The 16,972-nt window shown below is 35.2% G+C and carries 16 protein-coding genes and 1 riboswitch; of the genes, 12 read left to right on the top strand and 4 right to left on the bottom strand.

The genetic code is table 11. The annotated features are described in order from the left end of the window. The first annotated feature begins 107 nt into the window (after nt 1-107). The 8 genes from ACQKNC_RS07985 to ACQKNC_RS08020 all read left to right on the top strand — a co-directional run bounded on the left by ACQKNC_RS07985 (nt 108) and on the right by ACQKNC_RS08020 (nt 10,429). Nucleotides 108-779: a response regulator transcription factor gene (locus ACQKNC_RS07985; RefSeq protein WP_427424310.1), complete on the top strand. Its 672-nt coding sequence runs from the start codon at nt 108-110 to the stop codon at nt 777-779. Beyond that, nucleotides 776-2,161, top strand: a complete 1,386-nt coding sequence (locus tag ACQKNC_RS07990; protein WP_427424311.1) for an ATP-binding protein — start codon at nt 776-778, stop codon at nt 2,159-2,161. The genes ACQKNC_RS07985 and ACQKNC_RS07990 overlap by 4 nt, the downstream gene beginning before the upstream one ends. A gap of 232 nt (nt 2,162-2,393) precedes the next feature. Further along, nucleotides 2,394-5,216, top strand: a complete 2,823-nt coding sequence (locus tag ACQKNC_RS07995) for a 2-oxoglutarate dehydrogenase E1 component (protein WP_427424312.1) — start codon at nt 2,394-2,396, stop codon at nt 5,214-5,216. Nucleotides 5,217-5,308: 92 nt separating this feature from the next. Then, nucleotides 5,309-6,541, top strand: coding sequence for a 2-oxoglutarate dehydrogenase complex dihydrolipoyllysine-residue succinyltransferase (gene odhB, locus ACQKNC_RS08000; RefSeq protein WP_427424313.1), 1,233 nt, complete (start codon nt 5,309-5,311; stop codon nt 6,539-6,541). Nucleotides 6,542-7,115: 574 nt separating this feature from the next. Beyond that, nucleotides 7,116-7,302, top strand: a riboswitch (Lysine riboswitch). A gap of 116 nt (nt 7,303-7,418) precedes the next feature. Beyond that, nucleotides 7,419-8,279 (top strand): transporter substrate-binding domain-containing protein, encoded by an 861-nt coding sequence (locus ACQKNC_RS08005; protein WP_427424314.1) that lies wholly within the window; start codon nt 7,419-7,421, stop codon nt 8,277-8,279. 164 nt (nt 8,280-8,443) lie between these two features. Beyond that, nucleotides 8,444-9,169 carry an amino acid ABC transporter permease gene (locus ACQKNC_RS08010; protein WP_427424315.1) on the top strand — a complete coding sequence of 242 codons (726 nt, stop codon included), beginning with the start codon at nt 8,444-8,446 and terminating at the stop codon, nt 9,167-9,169. A 12-nt stretch (nt 9,170-9,181) separates the two neighbouring features. Continuing rightward, the gene (locus ACQKNC_RS08015; RefSeq protein WP_427424316.1) at nt 9,182-9,913 is read left to right on the top strand and encodes an amino acid ABC transporter ATP-binding protein; all 732 of its coding nucleotides are present in this window, start codon (nt 9,182-9,184) and stop codon (nt 9,911-9,913) included. A gap of 318 nt (nt 9,914-10,231) precedes the next feature. Continuing rightward, nucleotides 10,232-10,429 carry a DUF6501 family protein gene (locus tag ACQKNC_RS08020; RefSeq protein WP_427424317.1) on the top strand — a complete coding sequence of 66 codons (198 nt, stop codon included), beginning with the start codon at nt 10,232-10,234 and terminating at the stop codon, nt 10,427-10,429. A gap of 127 nt (nt 10,430-10,556) precedes the next feature. Here the strand turns inward: ACQKNC_RS08020 and ACQKNC_RS08025 are convergent, their stop codons facing one another. The 3 genes from ACQKNC_RS08025 to ACQKNC_RS08035 form a co-directional block, all read right to left on the bottom strand. Then, nucleotides 10,557-11,621 carry a toxic anion resistance protein gene (locus ACQKNC_RS08025; RefSeq protein WP_427424319.1) on the bottom strand — a complete coding sequence of 355 codons (1,065 nt, stop codon included), beginning with the start codon at nt 11,619-11,621 and terminating at the stop codon, nt 10,557-10,559. Next, nucleotides 11,618-12,268 carry a 5-bromo-4-chloroindolyl phosphate hydrolysis family protein gene (locus tag ACQKNC_RS08030; protein ID WP_427424320.1) on the bottom strand — a complete coding sequence of 217 codons (651 nt, stop codon included), beginning with the start codon at nt 12,266-12,268 and terminating at the stop codon, nt 11,618-11,620. Before ACQKNC_RS08030 ends, ACQKNC_RS08025 begins: the two co-directional genes overlap by 4 nt. Before the next feature lie 475 nt (nt 12,269-12,743). After that, nucleotides 12,744-13,076 carry a DUF3139 domain-containing protein gene (locus ACQKNC_RS08035; protein WP_427424321.1) on the bottom strand — a complete coding sequence of 111 codons (333 nt, stop codon included), beginning with the start codon at nt 13,074-13,076 and terminating at the stop codon, nt 12,744-12,746. Nucleotides 13,077-13,469: 393 nt separating this feature from the next. Here ACQKNC_RS08035 and ACQKNC_RS08040 point away from each other — a divergent pair, with 393 nt between their 5' ends. The 3 genes from ACQKNC_RS08040 to ACQKNC_RS08050 all read left to right on the top strand — a co-directional run bounded on the left by ACQKNC_RS08040 (nt 13,470) and on the right by ACQKNC_RS08050 (nt 15,232). Further along, a complete protein-coding gene (locus ACQKNC_RS08040) occupies nt 13,470-14,147 on the top strand; it encodes a VOC family protein (protein ID WP_427424322.1) in 678 nt (225 codons plus the stop codon). A 231-nt stretch (nt 14,148-14,378) separates the two neighbouring features. Then, a complete protein-coding gene (locus ACQKNC_RS08045; protein ID WP_427424323.1) occupies nt 14,379-14,735 on the top strand; it encodes a VOC family protein in 357 nt (118 codons plus the stop codon). A gap of 230 nt (nt 14,736-14,965) precedes the next feature. Continuing rightward, on the top strand, nt 14,966-15,232 hold the full coding sequence (locus ACQKNC_RS08050; protein ID WP_427424324.1) for a hypothetical protein: 267 nt from the start codon (nt 14,966-14,968) through the stop codon (nt 15,230-15,232). Nucleotides 15,233-15,734: 502 nt separating this feature from the next. Here ACQKNC_RS08050 and ACQKNC_RS08055 read toward each other — a convergent pair. Continuing rightward, nucleotides 15,735-16,157: a hypothetical protein gene (locus tag ACQKNC_RS08055; protein WP_427424325.1), complete on the bottom strand. Its 423-nt coding sequence runs from the start codon at nt 16,155-16,157 to the stop codon at nt 15,735-15,737. 267 nt (nt 16,158-16,424) lie between these two features. Here ACQKNC_RS08055 and ACQKNC_RS08060 point away from each other — a divergent pair, with 267 nt between their 5' ends. Then, on the top strand, nt 16,425-16,730 hold the full coding sequence (locus ACQKNC_RS08060) for a hypothetical protein (RefSeq protein ID WP_427424326.1): 306 nt from the start codon (nt 16,425-16,427) through the stop codon (nt 16,728-16,730). Nucleotides 16,731-16,972: the final 242 nt, after the last annotated feature.

The following is a 16,972-nucleotide window of genomic DNA, read 5'->3' on the forward strand; positions in this document are numbered from 1 at the left end:
GTACAAACAAGTAGATACTTGTGGTACAGACTTTTTGTTTGATGTTATGCTATAACAGTGTTATGTAGGAAACCCCTCATAGTAATTTTGGAAAAGAAGGTGATGAAATGCCTAAGATACTTTTGGTGGAAGATGAGAAGCATATCGCTCGCTTTGTGGAGCTAGAATTAAAGCATGAAGGCTATGACGTATTTGTCGCTTTTGATGGTCGTGAAGGACTTGCACTAGCTTCATCTGAAAATTTTGATGTGCTGTTATTAGATGTTATGCTTCCAGGGATAAATGGAATTGAAATTTGTCGTCGGATACGTACGCAGTCAATGGTACCAATTATATTGTTAACGGCACGAGATGCTGTAATGGATCGTGTAGCTGGCTTAGATGCCGGTGCAGATGACTACATAGTAAAACCATTTGCAATTGAAGAACTGCTAGCTAGAATTCGTACTATTTTACGTCGAGTGACACCTGATGAGAAAAATAAGGGAGCATTAAATTTTCGAGATATCGAGATTGATGTATTGGCCTACGAAGTTTTTGCACAAGGAAAAAAGCTTGATTTAACGAAAACGGAATATGATTTACTTAAATTATTATTAGAGCATAAAAATAAAGTTTGTACACGAGAGCTAATTTTAACCTCAGTTTGGGGGTATGATACGGATATAGAGACAAATGTCGTAGATGTATATATCCGTCATTTGCGAACAAAACTACCGGGTGATATGAATGCCTATATCGAAACCGTTCGTGGGGTTGGATACGTGATGCGTGAATGAAAAAACTGAGAGATTATTTAGTCAATCTATCCTTACAAAGAAAATGGATGCTAACATCTAGTGCTGTAATATTTTTTAGCTATACAATTATTTGTATTGTCGTCTATATTTCGCTACATACATGGCTATTAAATGACGAGCAAAGCAAAATCAAACGGACAAGCGATGATTTGGTGTATTTTTTAGAGTCACAGGGACCCAACCTTACAATTCAGGAAATTCAGCAAAATAAAGGGCTTATAGATTCTATTGCGGATCGTGATCAAACGATTAGAATGTTTAATGCAGATGGCGTTCAGATTCTTCGTATTAATAATACTTCACAGGCTGCCCCTCTTACCTCGATAGGTGAAGTTATTGAAATGGAGAATGATAATAAGGACGTCTTTGTCATAAATCAACGGATTCAACTTGGTTTCTTTCAAGGGTATATTCAAGTGATACATCCATTATCAAAGTTCCAGTCTTTGATGCATTATTTATTGACTACAATGCTAATAGCTGGCTTAGGAGCATTATTGTTATCAGCTTCTATTGGATATTATCTCGCCAATTATTTTATGAAACCGTTGCATGCGTTACGTTCATCCATGAAAACTGTTATGGATAAAGGATTTAATGAACCAATTCAATTAACTTACACCTCTCATGATGAGGTTGGTGATTTATTGAAAATGTACAATGCGATGATGAATGAATTGCAAATTTCATTTGCACAGCAGCAACAATTTGTTGCCGATGCTTCTCACGAGTTACGAACGCCTATCCAGGCCATTGAAGGACATCTCTCCCTTTTGAAAAGATGGGGGAAGGATGACCCAGAAATTTTAGAGGAATCTATTAATACTTCACTAACAGAAATTGCACGGATGCGTAAAATGATCGAAGAATTATTAGAACTTGCGCGCCGTGAAGAAAAGGACAACAAAAGTGAGGCTGATGCAGTATCTGTTTTAGAAGCGGTTATAGAGGAGACAAGGCATCTTCATCCAGAAGCTCGAATTACGCTGTCGAAAAATGAAAAAATAGGACGTTTATTCATAACAGAAAATGCACTTAGGCAAATTGTTCGTAATATAATAGAAAATGCAATTCGTTATTGTGAAAAAATTCCTGAGATTCAAATTTCACTTTCTGTTACTGGAAAAGAAGTTCAATTAGAAATAAAGGATAATGGCATTGGTATAGAGGAAGAATATATTCCATATATATTTGATCGCTTTTATCGGGTTGATGAAGCTAGAAATCGTCAAATAGGTGGAACAGGCTTAGGGCTAAGTATTACAAAAATGTTACTTGAAAAATACAATGGCTCAGTGGAAGTCAAGAGTGATACAAATGTTGGAACCGTTTTCTTGATGAAATTCCCACTGAAATATTGAGAAAAATACACGCTTTATTTAATTATTCTATCCTTTGAGAAAAAAATTGCTTAATTTGCTAAAAAGAGTTGTATTTTTTGTGAAGAGTAGTAAGATTGAGATGGAAAAAACGTTCTTTAAATTATGGGTATGTTGTGTTAAACATCCTTTTAAAGAACGGAGAAATATTATATAATTAATTGTATTTTAATTAATGGAACTGCCGAAAGGCAAAATTTGGAGGTCATTTTTCATGTCGAACAACGTTACAACTGTAAGTTCTCCATGGTCAGCTTTCTCTGGTCCTAACCTAGGATATGTGATGGAGCAATACGACTTATTCTTACAGTCTCCTGAAGAAGTAGAACCGGAGTTAGTATTATTATTCCAACAATTTGGTGCACCAGTAGTAGTAGAAGGTGAAGTAGCTGTAGCTAGTAATGCAGCAGCTCCTGCTGGCGATTACAAGAAAGTGTTAGCAGCTGTGAAACTAGCAGATGCAATTCGTACACAAGGCCATTTAGCGGCAGATATTTATCCTTTGAAAAACCGTGAACTACAAACAGCTCAAATTGAAGAAAGCGCGTTCAACTTAAGCGCTGCAGATTTAGCTGAAATTCCTGCAGCAATCTTCTTCAAAGATGTGCCAGCAAACGTGAAAAATGGTAAAGATGCAATCGATTACTTAAAATCTGTTTATACAGATAAAGTGGCATTTGAATATAATCACGTAGGAGCAACAGAAGAACGTGATTGGATTCAAGCACAAATTGAAACAGGTACATTTAAACAAGCATTAGCTTCTAATGAGAAAAAAGCTTTATTAGATCGTTTAACTCGTGTTGAAAACTTCGAGAAGTTTATTCATAAAACATTTGTAGGTCAAAAGCGTTTCTCAGGTGAAGGTTTAGATACTCAAATCGTCCTATTCGATGAAATTTTGAAAACAGCTGAAACAAATAACGTAGAAAATGTACGTATTGGTATGGCCCATCGTGGTCGTTTGAATGTGTTAACTCACATTTTAAATAAACCATACGATATGATGTTCTCTGACTTTGCACACGTATCTAATGAGTTATTTATGCCTGAAAACGGTCGCCTTGAAATTACAAAAGGCTGGACTGGTGATGTAAAGTACCACATGGGTGCTTCATACAATCGTGAATCTGGTATGAATGTTAAACTTGCTTACAACCCATCTCACTTAGAAGTAGGAAATCCGGTTGTTTTAGGTACTGCACGTGCATCACAAGATGACACTTCTAAACCAGGGCAAGCTGTTCATAACCGCACAAAAGGATTAGGTATTCTTGTGCACGGTGACGCTGCGTTCCCAGGTCAAGGTATCGTAACAGAAGTATTAAACTTTGCAAAAACTGAAGGGTTCACTACTGGTGGTACAGTCCACATCATTGCTAACAACATGATTGGATTTACAACTGAACTACAAGACTCTCGTTCATCTGTTTACTCTTCTGACCCTGCAAAAGGTTACGAAGTACCAGTTGTACATGTAAATGCAGATAGCCCTGAATCAGTAGCATTAGTTGGTCGTTTTGCAGCTAGCTACCGTCAAAAATTCGGTAAAGATATCATCGTTGACCTTATTGGTTACCGCCGTCATGGTCACAATGAAACTGATGATCCAACTGTAACAAACCCTGAAACTTATAAATTAGTTTCTAAACATGAACCAGTCCGTGCTTTATACGGTGCTCAATTAGTAGCTGAGGGTGTAGTTTCTGCTGAGGAAGTAGCTGCACTAGATACAGCTATTTATGCAGAAATGCAAGTAGCTTATGATCATGTAAAAGAAATGGCAGATAAAGATGAGCATAAACATTTAGAAATGCCAGAAGAATTAAAAGTAGAATTCCCACAAATTGATACAGCAGTTGGTGCGGAACGTCTAGAAAAAATTAATGAAGAGCTTTTAGTATTTAAAGAAAACTTCGAGCCACAGAAAAAACTTGGCAAAATTTTAGAAAAACGCCGTGATGCATTTGCTTCTGCAAAAATCGACTGGGGTCATGCAGAGACTTTAGCGTATGCAACTATTATTCAAGATGGCACACCAGTACGTTTTACAGGTCAAGATGCACAACGTGGTACGTTCTCTCAACGCCACTTAGTGTTACATGATAAAAACAATGGCGATTTATTTACACCACTTCACCATATTTCTGGTGCAAATGCTTCATTTACAGTGCACAACTCTCCACTGACAGAAGCAGGGGTAGTAGGCTTTGAATATGGTTATAATTTAGAAAATGATCATGTATTATCTGTTTGGGAAGCTCAATTCGGTGACTTTGCAAACATGGCACAAGTGATGTTTGATAACTTTATTTCAGGTGCACGTGCTAAATGGGGTCAAAAATCTGGTTTAGTTATCCTTTTACCACATGGTTATGAAGGTCAAGGTCCAGAACACTCTTCTAGCCGTATGGAACGTTACTTACAAATGTCGGCTGAAAATAACTGGTTCGTAGCAAACTGCTCAAACGCAGGTAACTACTACCACCTATTACGTCGTCAAGCGGCATTATTAGGAACTGAAGGCGTTCGTCCACTTGTGGTTGTATCACCTAAGTACTTACTTCGTCACCCATTAGCTGCAGCGAATGCTGATCAATTAGCAAATGGTTCATTCCAAGAAGTAATTGAACAACCTGGCCTAGGATCAAAACCAGAAGCTGTAGAGCGCATTGTTTTAGGTTCAGGTAAAGTGATGATCGACATTGCAGACCGTATTAAAGACGGTGAAGGTTTCGATCACCTACACATTACTCGTGTAGAACAACTTTACCCATTCCCAAAAGAGCAAGTTGCTGGTATTATTGCTAAGTATCCTAATGCAAAAGAAATCGTTTGGGTACAAGAAGAACCTAAAAACCAAGGTTCTTGGAATTATGCATTAGAAACATTACACGACCTTTCAGAAGGTAAAAAGCTACGTTATGTAGGTCGACCTGCAATGAGTTCGACTTCTGAAGGTGATGCAGATTCTCATAAAGCAGCTCAAGCCGCACTTGTAGAGGAAGCAGTTGCTGAGCCTGTAAAGGTTAAATAATCACATATTAATTAATTGAGAGCCGGGCTACTTGCTTAGGCAGTAGCCCTTTTATGTGCACCAATGCACGTTAATTAAAGGAGGAAATGAAAGTGGCTGAAATTAAAGTCCCTGAATTAGCAGAATCGATTACAGAAGGTAGTATCGCACAGTGGGTAAAAAAAGTGGGCGATCGCGTTGAAAAAGGTGAATTCATCGTTGAACTTGAAACAGACAAAGTAAACGCTGAAATCATTTCTGAAGAAGCGGGAGTTTTAACGCAAATTTTAGCTGAAGAAGGCGATACAGTACTTGTAGGTCAAGTTATCGCAGTTGTAGAAGCTGGCGAAGGTGCAGCACCTGCTCCAGCAGCAGCAGCACCAGTTGAGGCAGCACCAGCACCACAAGCAGCACCTGCACCTGTTGCAGCAGCTCCAGTTGTAGAAGAAACTACTGGTGAGCGTGTAATCGCATCTCCAGCAGCTCGTAGACTTGCTCGTGAAAAAGGTATTGACCTTGCTGCTGTATCTCCAGTAGATCCACAAGGCCGTGTACGTGTACAAGACGTAGCAGCTCATGGTACAGCTCCAGTAGCAGCACCACAAGCAACTCCAGCAGCACCTAAAGCAGTTGCAGCTGTAGATGAATCACGTGTGACTGTTGAAAAAATGAGCCGTCGTCGCCAAACAATTGCCAAACGTTTACTTGAAGTAAAACAATCTACAGCAATGTTAACAACTTTCAACGAAGTAGATATGACAAACGTTATGGCTTTACGTTCTCGTAAAAAAGACCAATTCTTCGAGTCAACTGGCTCAAAACTTGGTTTCATGTCATTCTTCACAAAAGCTGTAGTTGCAGCACTTAAAAAATATCCATATGTTAACGCTCAAATCGTTGGTGATGAAATTCACTTAAACAACTTCTTTGATATCGGTGTAGCTGTATCAACAGAAGAAGGTTTAGTAGTACCAGTTGTACGTGACGCTGACCGCAAAAACTTTGCTGAAATTGAAGATTCAATCGCAGACCTAGCGAAAAAAGCACGCGACAAAAAATTAGGTTTAGCAGATCTTCAAGGTGGCTCATTCACAATTACAAATGGTGGGGTATTCGGTTCATTAATGTCTACACCTATCATGAATGGTACACAAGCTGGTATCCTTGGAATGCATACTATCAAAAAACGTCCAGTTGAAGTGAATGGTGAAGTAGAAATTCGCCCAATGATGTACTTAGCACTTTCTTATGACCACCGTATTATCGATGGTAAAGATTCTGTAGGCTTCCTTAAAACTGTTAAAGAACTACTTGAAAACCCAGAAGATTTATTATTAAATTCTTAATTCCTGAGTTTGTTAAACCCTGCGAACATTGTTTCGCGGGGTTTTTTCTTTTTATGGAGCATTTCATTAAATGCGACGGATAAGGCAATCGAAACGACGGAAAGAAAAGCCAAAGCGACGGATAAAGCAATCGAAGCGACGGATGAAGCATTCAAACCGACTGATAGGTAGTCCCAATGTATGCGAGAGCTTCACAGAAAGAAACGTATAGTGCAAAGGGTATTATCTTTACTGATCGACAATTTCTTTTGGATTACTATTAAGTAAGTTAAATATTAATTATTTGCGTAATTTCTAGAAAATTAACTCTTCACCCCATTTGTTATAAGGGTATCCACGTATATGAGTTGTTTGGAGTAAGTATAATGAAGTATGGGCAACTTTACGGACTCTATCGGCAAAGTGACAGTCAAATTTTTTTCACCTTTGCAAAAGTGTATATAAGGCTTTAAGAAGGAAAAAAACTCTAATATTGTAATTAGTCAGAAAAGTAATAAAATAATCTTGACTATAAAGTTAGTTTTATAGTAGTATCTATATATCAATTAAATAAACAAACCTCACATTTATCCTATTGTGAGGTAGAGGCGCGGTATTTATTAGTTCATTGTTGAGTACAAGCAAGCGAAGACGCAATGGAGAAGGAAATATCGCCGAAGTATAAAAGGAGCTCGTACTTTTATGCTGGGTCTGCAGTGAATAAGTGCAGGACTGTCCTAGTAAATTATTTTCCAGGTTTACTAGGTTGTGCTATCTCGGAATGATGGAATTATAGTGAGGATTTGGGCAACTGTTAAAAAAAGTAAGACCTAAGTTCAGTACTTAGGTCTTTTTTGGTACAGTTGTCTTATTTTTTTACAGAAAAGGGGAATGTTACATGAAAAGAAAATTGTTGGTATTTATGTTGACCGTAATGACAGTAATTATGTTAGCAGCTTGTGGTGCAGGAGACAAAAAAGATACGACATCGTCTAATGGAGGTGCAAGTTCTGATACGAAAGAAAAAGGTGTGTTCCGTATCGGCATGGAGGCAGGTTATGCTCCGTTTAACTGGACGCAGCAAGATGATGCAAATGGCGCAGTAAAAATTGCAGATAATGCAGAATATGCTGGTGGCTATGATGTGCAAATGGCGAAAAAAATCGCTGAAGGCTTAGGAAAAGAATTAGTTATCGTAAAATTGGAATGGGATGGTTTAGTACCTGCACTACAATCCAATAAAATTGATGCAATCATTGCAGGTATGTCACCTACTGCAGAGCGTAAAAAAACAATTGATTTCACTGAAAACTACTATACGTCTGATTTTGTGATGGTCATTAAAAAAGGCAGTAAATATGAAAAAGCAAAATCTATCCAAGATTTCTCTGGTGCTAAAATCACATCACAATTAAATACATCTAACTATGAAGTTATCGATCAAATTAAAGATGTAAAAAAACAAACTGCAATGGATAACTTCCCAGCAATGCGTGTAGCGTTAGAAGCTGGAAAAATTGACGGCTATGTTGCAGAACGTCCAGAAGGTATTTCCGCTGCTGCAGCAAACGATAAGTTTACTTATGTAAAGTTTGAACAAGGCTTTGATACTGATATTTCAAATACATCGATTGCAGTTGGTTTACGTAAAGGTGATGCAGAGCTTGAAAAAATTAATGAAATTTTAAAAGGTATTTCTGAAGATGATCGCCAAAAAGTTATGGAAGAAGCAATTCATCAACAACCAGCAGCACAATAACTTGAATGCACGGGCTAACAGCTAGCCCGTGCAATAAATAACAATCTCTCTAAATATTAATAATGTCTTAGCTAAAAGTTTCATAAGATAAAAGAAACAGAAAACGGTAGAGGGCTAAGACGACTGTAGCAAACAAGCAACACGACGTTGTTAGGAGGAACATCATGAGTCTGGATTGGATTATTTCTATTGTTGAGAACAACTGGCAAATGTTTTTACGAGGTGCGTATTTTACATTACTTATTTCAATTAGTAGTACAATTATTGGTGCACTTATCGGATTTTTTATTGGAATTATGCATACCATCAAGGTTCGTAAAAAGGGTGTAAAATTCTATAGCTTAAAGCTCATTAATTTTTTACTAACATGCTACGTTGAATTCTTCCGTGGTACACCAATGATTGTACAAGCGATGGTTGTATTTTACGGATTAGATATGGCATTTGGCATTGATATGCACTTTATTACGGCTGGTATTTTAGTTGTTTCACTAAACACAGGTGCTTATATGGCTGAAATCGTGCGTGGTGGTATTGTTTCCATTGATAATGGGCAGTATGAGGCTGCATCGGCAATTGGTATGAATCATTTTCAAATTATGCTTAACATTGTATTACCGCAAGTTGCACGAAATATATTGCCTGCAACAGGTAACCAATTAATTATGAATATTAAAGATACAGCAGTATTAAACGTTATCGGGGTTACGGAATTATACTTCCAAACAAAGTCAATTGCAGGTAATAACTTCCGCTATTTCGAATCCTTCTTTATAGCTTGTGTCCTTTATTTCATCATGACTTTCACAGCATCGAGAATTTTACTGTATATAGAGAAACGACTAGATGGACCAGATGCATATCAAAAAGAACAGAAAGAAGCAGTATAGGGGGGCGAACAAATGACAGTTATTAAAATAGAGCATTTAAGTAAATCATTTGGGCGTAACCAAGTGTTAAAGGATGTAAATTTCCAAGTAGAAAAGGGCGAGGTTGTCTGCTTAATCGGTTCTTCCGGATCTGGTAAATCAACACTACTACGCTGCATTAATTTACTTGAAACACCAAGTGGCGGTCAAATTATTTACAAAGGCGAAAACATTTTAGACGAAAAGCATAATATCCAAGAATATCGTACACATTTAGGCATGGTATTCCAGCAATTTAACTTATTCAACAATCATAATGTACTTAAAAATTGTACAGTTGGTCAAATGAAAGTACTAAAACGTTCGAAGGCAGAAGCAGACGAAGTTGCTTTAAAATATTTGCAAATTGTAGGCATGGATCAATACGTCAATGCGAAACCACGGCAGCTGTCTGGCGGTCAAAAACAGCGTGTAGCGATTGCGCGAGCATTGTCAATGAGCCCAGATGTAATGCTATTTGATGAACCGACGTCAGCACTTGACCCAGAAATGGTTGGTGAAGTGTTGAAGGTAATGCGTCAGCTAGCGGATGCTGGGAATACGATGTTAATTGTTACTCATGAAATGGAATTTGCTAAAGAAGTAGCAGATCGCGTCGTCTTTATGGACAAAGGTGTTATTGTAGAGGAAGGGCCACCATCACAGGTTTTAGTAAATCCTCAGCATGAACGGACAAAAGAGTTTTTAAAACGTACATTAAAATAAATAACTTTACGAGTTTGGTTATAATACCTAAAAAAGTGAGTCCAAATTAATGGGCTCACTTATTTTCTAGAATTCCATTCTGCGTATAAAACAAAGCAAATTGCAAATGCCACGGCAAGGATAAAAAACCATTGCGGTACACCACCAAAGCTCATATTAACACCTCGAGTAAAAATTTTTATTATAGATATGGTAAAAAAACGATATTTACGGAAAAAATATGGTCTACTATGGTTTTTTTCTCCACAAAAGTACAAAAATATTATAAAATAAGCAGTAGACATTAGCTTCATGCTAGTAAAGAGAGGTAGAGAGATTATGTTACATTTAAAATGGAAAGATGCTCCAACTGTACGTACAGTAACTTGTAAGCATACAAATGCATCAAAATATTTAGTTTCAAACGTATTAACAGTAGGGAAACAATATGATGTGAAAAATGAAACAGAAGAATTCATTTTTATTATCGATAACACTGGTAATATTGGTGGTTACTATAAAGAATATTTCGAATAAGCATAAAATCAATTTCGTCTTGGCGTAATTGAGTCCGGAGACTATTTTCATTCAGTAAGTTTGAATGACAATCAAAGGGTGGTTCAGATGATTTCTGAGCCACCCTTTTTTTGTTGGAAAAACGATATTACCCATTCTTAAAAGTCTTTAATTCAGCTACGTCCTGAAGCTGCTGTTTTTCATGCTCTGTAGCTGTATGAAGGGCAAAGACGTCTTTGATAGCTGTCTTAAGCTCTTGTTGCGTATCTTTGAATTTTGATACTTGCTGTTCAAAGGAGGGGCTAGTAAAACGATCATTTGTACGAGATAATCTTTCCTCTAGCTGCGCATAGTGATGATCCATTTGCATGGATAACATCATGGCCAACTGATTTTTCCAAAGTGGAATAAGGGTAACGATTGAAAATTCGATTTTTTCTGCAAGCGTTTGATTGGACTGCTGAATCATACGTATTTGTGGCGCAGTTTGTAAGGCAACTTGCTGCGATACTTGTAAGTCATAAATACGTTGATCTAGACGTTCAATCTGGGCGGCAAAATCATTAAGCTGTTGAATAGCTAGTGGCTGTTTAGATACCTGTACACTAGTCACCTTTTCAGGAAGTTCAACTTCAATGGCTTGCTGCTTCTTCATTTGTCCTGCTGCAATAGCAGTCGCTAACTCCTCAAAGAAACCTCTATTATGTGCATAAAGTCCTTCTAGCATTTCTACATCTTTTATCATTTGAAGCTGTGCCCGTTCGAGCTGAACACCAATTCGTTCTACGTGGATACTAATACGTTCAAACTCCGTTAAGGTTTGCTTAACAGTAGGCTCAATTTTCCCAAACATTTTTTTAAAAAAAGACTGTTTTTTTGGTTCTAATGCGTTAGGGTCCACTCGGTCTAACGTTTGCATTAATGAGTCTAACATTTGGCCAATTTTTGTGACGTCTTTCTGTTTTACTTGTGCAAGCATTCGATCCGCAAATTGAGATAGCTCACGCTGTGAATCTTGCCCTAAAGACAGGACGGACTCAAAGTTTGTCAGGTCAAGTTGACTAGCATAAAGAAGTGCACGACTTTGTGCAAGAGGCGACAGCGTTTCATACGTCGCCATCGCCTCATTATTTGTAGTTTCTAAATAAGATTGCACAAGAGGGGAAATACCTTGTAATGTATTTAGTTGAAATGCGTGATCATTTGCTGTCACTTATCATCGCCTCGCCATTCCAATTGTTCTTTTCGTCTTATATTGGAACGATTCGCAAATTCGATTTCCATTTGAAGATGGTCGATATCGTTGGAAAGCGCATCCTTTAAATCAATTTGAATCGTATCATTTAAATCTGAAAGTGTTTCTCTTGTTTTTGACAATGTAATCTGGATTTCCTTGTCCTTCACAGGCTGCTTCGACAACATCGTATATTTATCCGTTAATTCCACAGCGGAAGGTAGATGAGCATAGAAAAACTCTTCAACATTATAAAATTTTCGTGGATCTGTTTTAACAATTTTCACGATATTTTTTGAAATACGTGTCATTTCGAGTAATTGCTTAAATGCAGAAACAGAGCGTACACGTAAGTAGTTTTGACTTAATGTTTGAATGTTTTTATTGGCTGCTGTAAGTTGTGTTTCAATATGTTTGTATTCTTCTTTTGTTATACCTGCTATTTGCATGAATTTCTTTTTCTGTCTATGTTTCAACAACACTGCACTCGACGTGTATGTCCCAGCAAATAATAAACCACCAAGGAAGAATCCTGGATTTGCCGCAATTGCTGTGATAGAAACAGTTGTTAGTGAAATTAAGAAGCTAGCGGTATGTCTAGAGAAAAACTGTCCGACACTGAGCATGTTTCTTCCTCCTAGCATTTAAATATGTCTATATTCTTATACGAAATAATCGACATAAAGTTTCAATGAAAAAATAAACCTTACATAAATTTTACTGCTATTTGTAAAGTTTCTCAATGATATTACATTAGAACAAGAAAAACCTTTGTTTTATTAGGAAGAAAATAGGATAGACGAAAAAGAAGTCCGACATTGCTGTTTCATCTATACTCGGGTGGGTGTTAAAATGCCTATCAAGGATTAATCAATTTCATTATATCGTATTCAAGATTAATGTAATTCGCGAGTTTTTTGTATTGCTTCTCACGTTGTTAGTCAATTTTTTTGTTTTTTTCTTTAAACATTAGTATTGTTTTTTCATCAGTTGTTAATTCCTCGCCATCAGCGTTATATTTTCTTTTATAAAAAAAGCGTATTCGAGATTTTTATCTCAAAACGCTTAAATTTCGAGGAGCAAATCACACCCGTTTTAGGTTTAATCGTACGACTTAAAATGCTTTAATTGTTCTGGTGAAAGGGTCTTCCCATCAATTGTATGATGCTCAAATTGCCCTAAATGGTCTTTATCATGTGCAAAATAAACGTAGACGACATTTGGTTCATCTGAAAAAATAACATTTACCCAATAACTTGGAAGACCTGCAAAATGCCATTTGCATTCAATAGATTGTATAGTTTTCTTCGGATAAGACATATCTTCGATCAAATAGTTTTCTATTCTTTTTTCATATAATTGTTTTTTAATTTGTACTGTACAAAATGGTGCAAGCAACAAGATGACTAACGCAACTATTAAATACTTTTTCATTCGACATCTCCTTAAACAAGTTCTACCCAAATTTCATGTAAGAATGTCATTTCTGTCAACTCATTAAAGATACTATTTCGACAATGATTCATCGAAAGCCTTGTTATGATTATATTTTTTTCTAAATGAAATATTGAGTTCATATCATAGGGATAAGTGCTAAGTGACGCGCTTTTCTTAAATGAATTTTTGTCATTGTCTTCTGCATTAATTGTGGAAGACTTTTATTATTTAAAGGAGGAAGTAATGTAATGATTTGGATGGTTTGGACATGGTCGAAACTGAAAGAGTCTAACTTCAACAAAATAATTTTCAGCCGAAAGTTTGATGTAAATGGGTATTGTTTTTATTATAGTATTTCACAAATACATGTGAAATAGGAGAAAATTGTATATGGAAATTAAATCACTTACTTTACAAACGGATAATTTACAAACGATGAAAGAATTCTATATTAATAAATTTGGATTTTTCATGATTGATGAAACTAGAGATAGCTTTCAAATTCAAACAGGTACTAGTATTTTGGAGTTCACGAATAAAGATACAGTAAGCAAACCATATTATCATTTTGCCTTTAATATTCCAGAAAACCAATTTGAAGAAGCGAAATTTTGGTTAAAAAACAAAGTCCAACTTTTAACAGAGGATGGAGAAGATGAGGTAAACTTCTCTCATTTACCAGCACAAGCAATATATTTTGAAGACCCATCAGGTAATATTGTAGAATTTATAGCTCGTTATGGCATAAATGAAAAAAGTACAGAGCCGTTTACTATTAATAGTATTTTGCATATTAGTGAAATTGGTCTTATAGTTGATGATGTGTTTAAGGCAGGAAAAGAATTAAGTAAAGCTCATATATTTGAAAGGGATAACAAACCGTTAAATGAAAAATTTCTAAATTTTATGGGCGTTAGAGATAAAGGGATATTTATTATCCTTGCACACCCCGGAAGAAGATGGATTTTTTCAGATAAATATTCAAGCATTTTTCCTCTCCAAATTTCAGTTGATAAGGGAAAAATGATAATTGTTAATCATCAAGGTGAATGTATTATCAATGATTGATCTGAATGATAAATATAAGGATTATCTGTGGGTAATATTGAAAAAAAAGATTCATAAGCTGTTTGGCTTCCGGTGACTAAGTGATGAATAAGAAATTATATAAAGCTCTTTTAATCAATATTTGTGAATCACCCACTGCTACTCGAATATATATTGAAAAATATTACCATATATTCTATTATTTTTTATATACCCAAAAGGGAATTACCAGAATAATAGGGGGGATGAATTATGAGTCAAGTTTGTGTGATCAGCATATATGTACCTAACATTGAAAAAGCAATTGAGTTTTATACTACTGTTTTAGGTTTTGAAGTAAACAAACAATACGGACCTAAAATCGTAACACTTGTTCACGGAGATTTACCTCTAGTTTTAGAAGAAACAAAAAATTCTAAATCGATTCCTAAAGATACTTTAGGTGTGGTTTTAGCATTAAAAACAGATGACATACATCAAACAGTCAATAAGTTAAAAGAACATAAAGTTGAGTTCGTTGCAGATGAGCCGATGGATTGTCCTCCAGGGAAAGTTATTAGCTTCAGAGATCCATTCGGAAATGTCCTAGAGTATTTACAATTTATTTAGGTAGATATTTAGACCATAATGTTTCAAAAAGATACATCTAACAAGGTGTATCTTTTTTATTTCATTTGTATAAAAATAATATTGTTAAATAAGTTAAACAACATTATAATAGTGTTAATTTAATCCATTTTTTTGAGATACTTTCAAGTTCTAAAGTGTTTTTCAATATCTCATGTAACAAAGTTTGTGCTATAAAGGTGACTTTATAGATAGAAAGGGAGAGTCAGCATATGCAAAAAAACACTAATAATAAGATTGAGATATTGGATTCTAAAATTATTTTAGAGGAATACAAGGAAAATATCGAATTCATTCAAAAATCATTGAAACAACTTGAGTTGGAAATTAGTAATTTGCAAAGCGGAGGATTGGTTGAATTAGAAAAATTGGCTAATGAATTAAGTATGTTGCAGATGCTTTCAACGAGTATAAAATTTAAAGCAAATAGTCTTATTTGTAATAACAGTAAAACCATTGAGACATTAATGACTGAATAACATATTGAAATCAAATCACAGCCCAATTGGTGTGGCTTTTTCTTATATTTCAACTATTAAAAACGAAATGAGCAGCAAGATACTACTCTTTTTGTTAATAAGATCAAATTTACTACTACGTGCATTATAGATAATTTTTTACGCTACATAAATGGCAATCGTTGCAATGCTTGAGCAATAGAACCTTTTCAATTAGGAGATACAATCGAAACAAAACTCTTTTCCATAAAACCTGGCCCCATCGTTTTGCCCGTTTAAAAAAGTCCGCAATATGCAGCAGACAGTCACTTTGTTCTAGTTACTGTACCATTTCTTTAAAAATCAAGGACATAAGTAAATATTAGAAAAATTTGCATCAGAAAAGCGCGAGAAATCAACTTTTAAAATTGATTTTCTTGCGCTTTTGAGGTTTTGACCAGTATATGTCCAGACTCAGTTTACATTCAAATAAGTATTGTTGAGTTTTTTGTTTTTCTTATAGTTAGTATCTTATGATAAGTCTTTAATCTCGTTCCACATACTTTCCGTCATTTTGATGGTGATTTTCATTATATGATACATATGCTTGAATGACTTTACCATTTTCAACTTTATATACATAAAGTACTGTTGGTTCGTCAGCAAATTTAACTTTTATTTGGTATCCAAATGCAGTAGTTAATAATTCTTCTTTATCAAAACTAGTTTCCCAAGATGCATTAGGGTATTTCTTTTCTAAATGTTCTTCAACCATTTGAGTATATTTATCATATTTAGCGTCCTGTATATGTGGACGAACAGTTAGGAATACTGCATAGCATATAAGGATAATAACTATAAAGCTAAACAAAATTTTTTTACCTTTTTTTCTAAAAAAAAATGAAATCACAAAAAGAAAAAAAATAGATCCTATCACAAAAAATAACTCTATCGCTTTTAAAGCCATATAATCATCCTCCTAATTAAATCTATTTTAATAAGATTCTTCTATTTTTATTATAGCTTATGTATTAGACTATCACCCCAATAAGTTGAGGTTTAATGAGTTGTAGCTTTTTTAGTATGATGCTATGCCTTTCTACAATAATTCGATTAAAGGATATAATTTATCTAAGGTAGTTCGCTTTTTTAAGCGAACAAATTTTTGAAGGTTAGTGGAAATTTATGTTAAAATATTTTGTGGATTATTAACGTCAATTGGGGGAGTGAAGTCTTGAAGAAAAAAATTATAATCATTGTTTCTTTTTTAGCTGTAATTATATTGCTGCATTCAACACCAAGTATGGCATTAAGAACATATGTATTTTTCCTGGGTTATCCAAAAGCCGCAATTACTTCAGGAATTATTGAAGATAAAGAACATAATGAAGTAGATAAAGATAGATTTGCTGAATTAAATGCCAAAGCATACGCCCTAACAAATCCTCCAATAGAAAAAGCTACTCAGACTGAGTTAAGAAACTATCTTGTGAGGAAATTTGGATTTTTACATTTTGCAGAATACTTAGGTAACACGTAATAACCTTCGTCAGTTAAACAGGTGCCTAGTTCAATTAAGTTAATAAATTATTACACAAAAGAGGCTGGGACAAAACCCATCTCTAAACTAAAAAGCCGGTGAAATTTTACGATCAGTAAAATTTCACCGGCTTTAAATTTTTTTCGTAAAAAATAAGGACCACTTCTGATAAAATTAAGTCACCACAACAAAATTATACAGAAAGAAGGATCCTTATGTTTAAAGATTATAACATGAATCAA

The sequence above is a fragment of the Lysinibacillus sp. NPDC094177 genome (assembly GCF_050279145.1).
Taxonomy (GTDB): domain Bacteria; phylum Bacillota; class Bacilli; order Bacillales_A; family Planococcaceae; genus Lysinibacillus.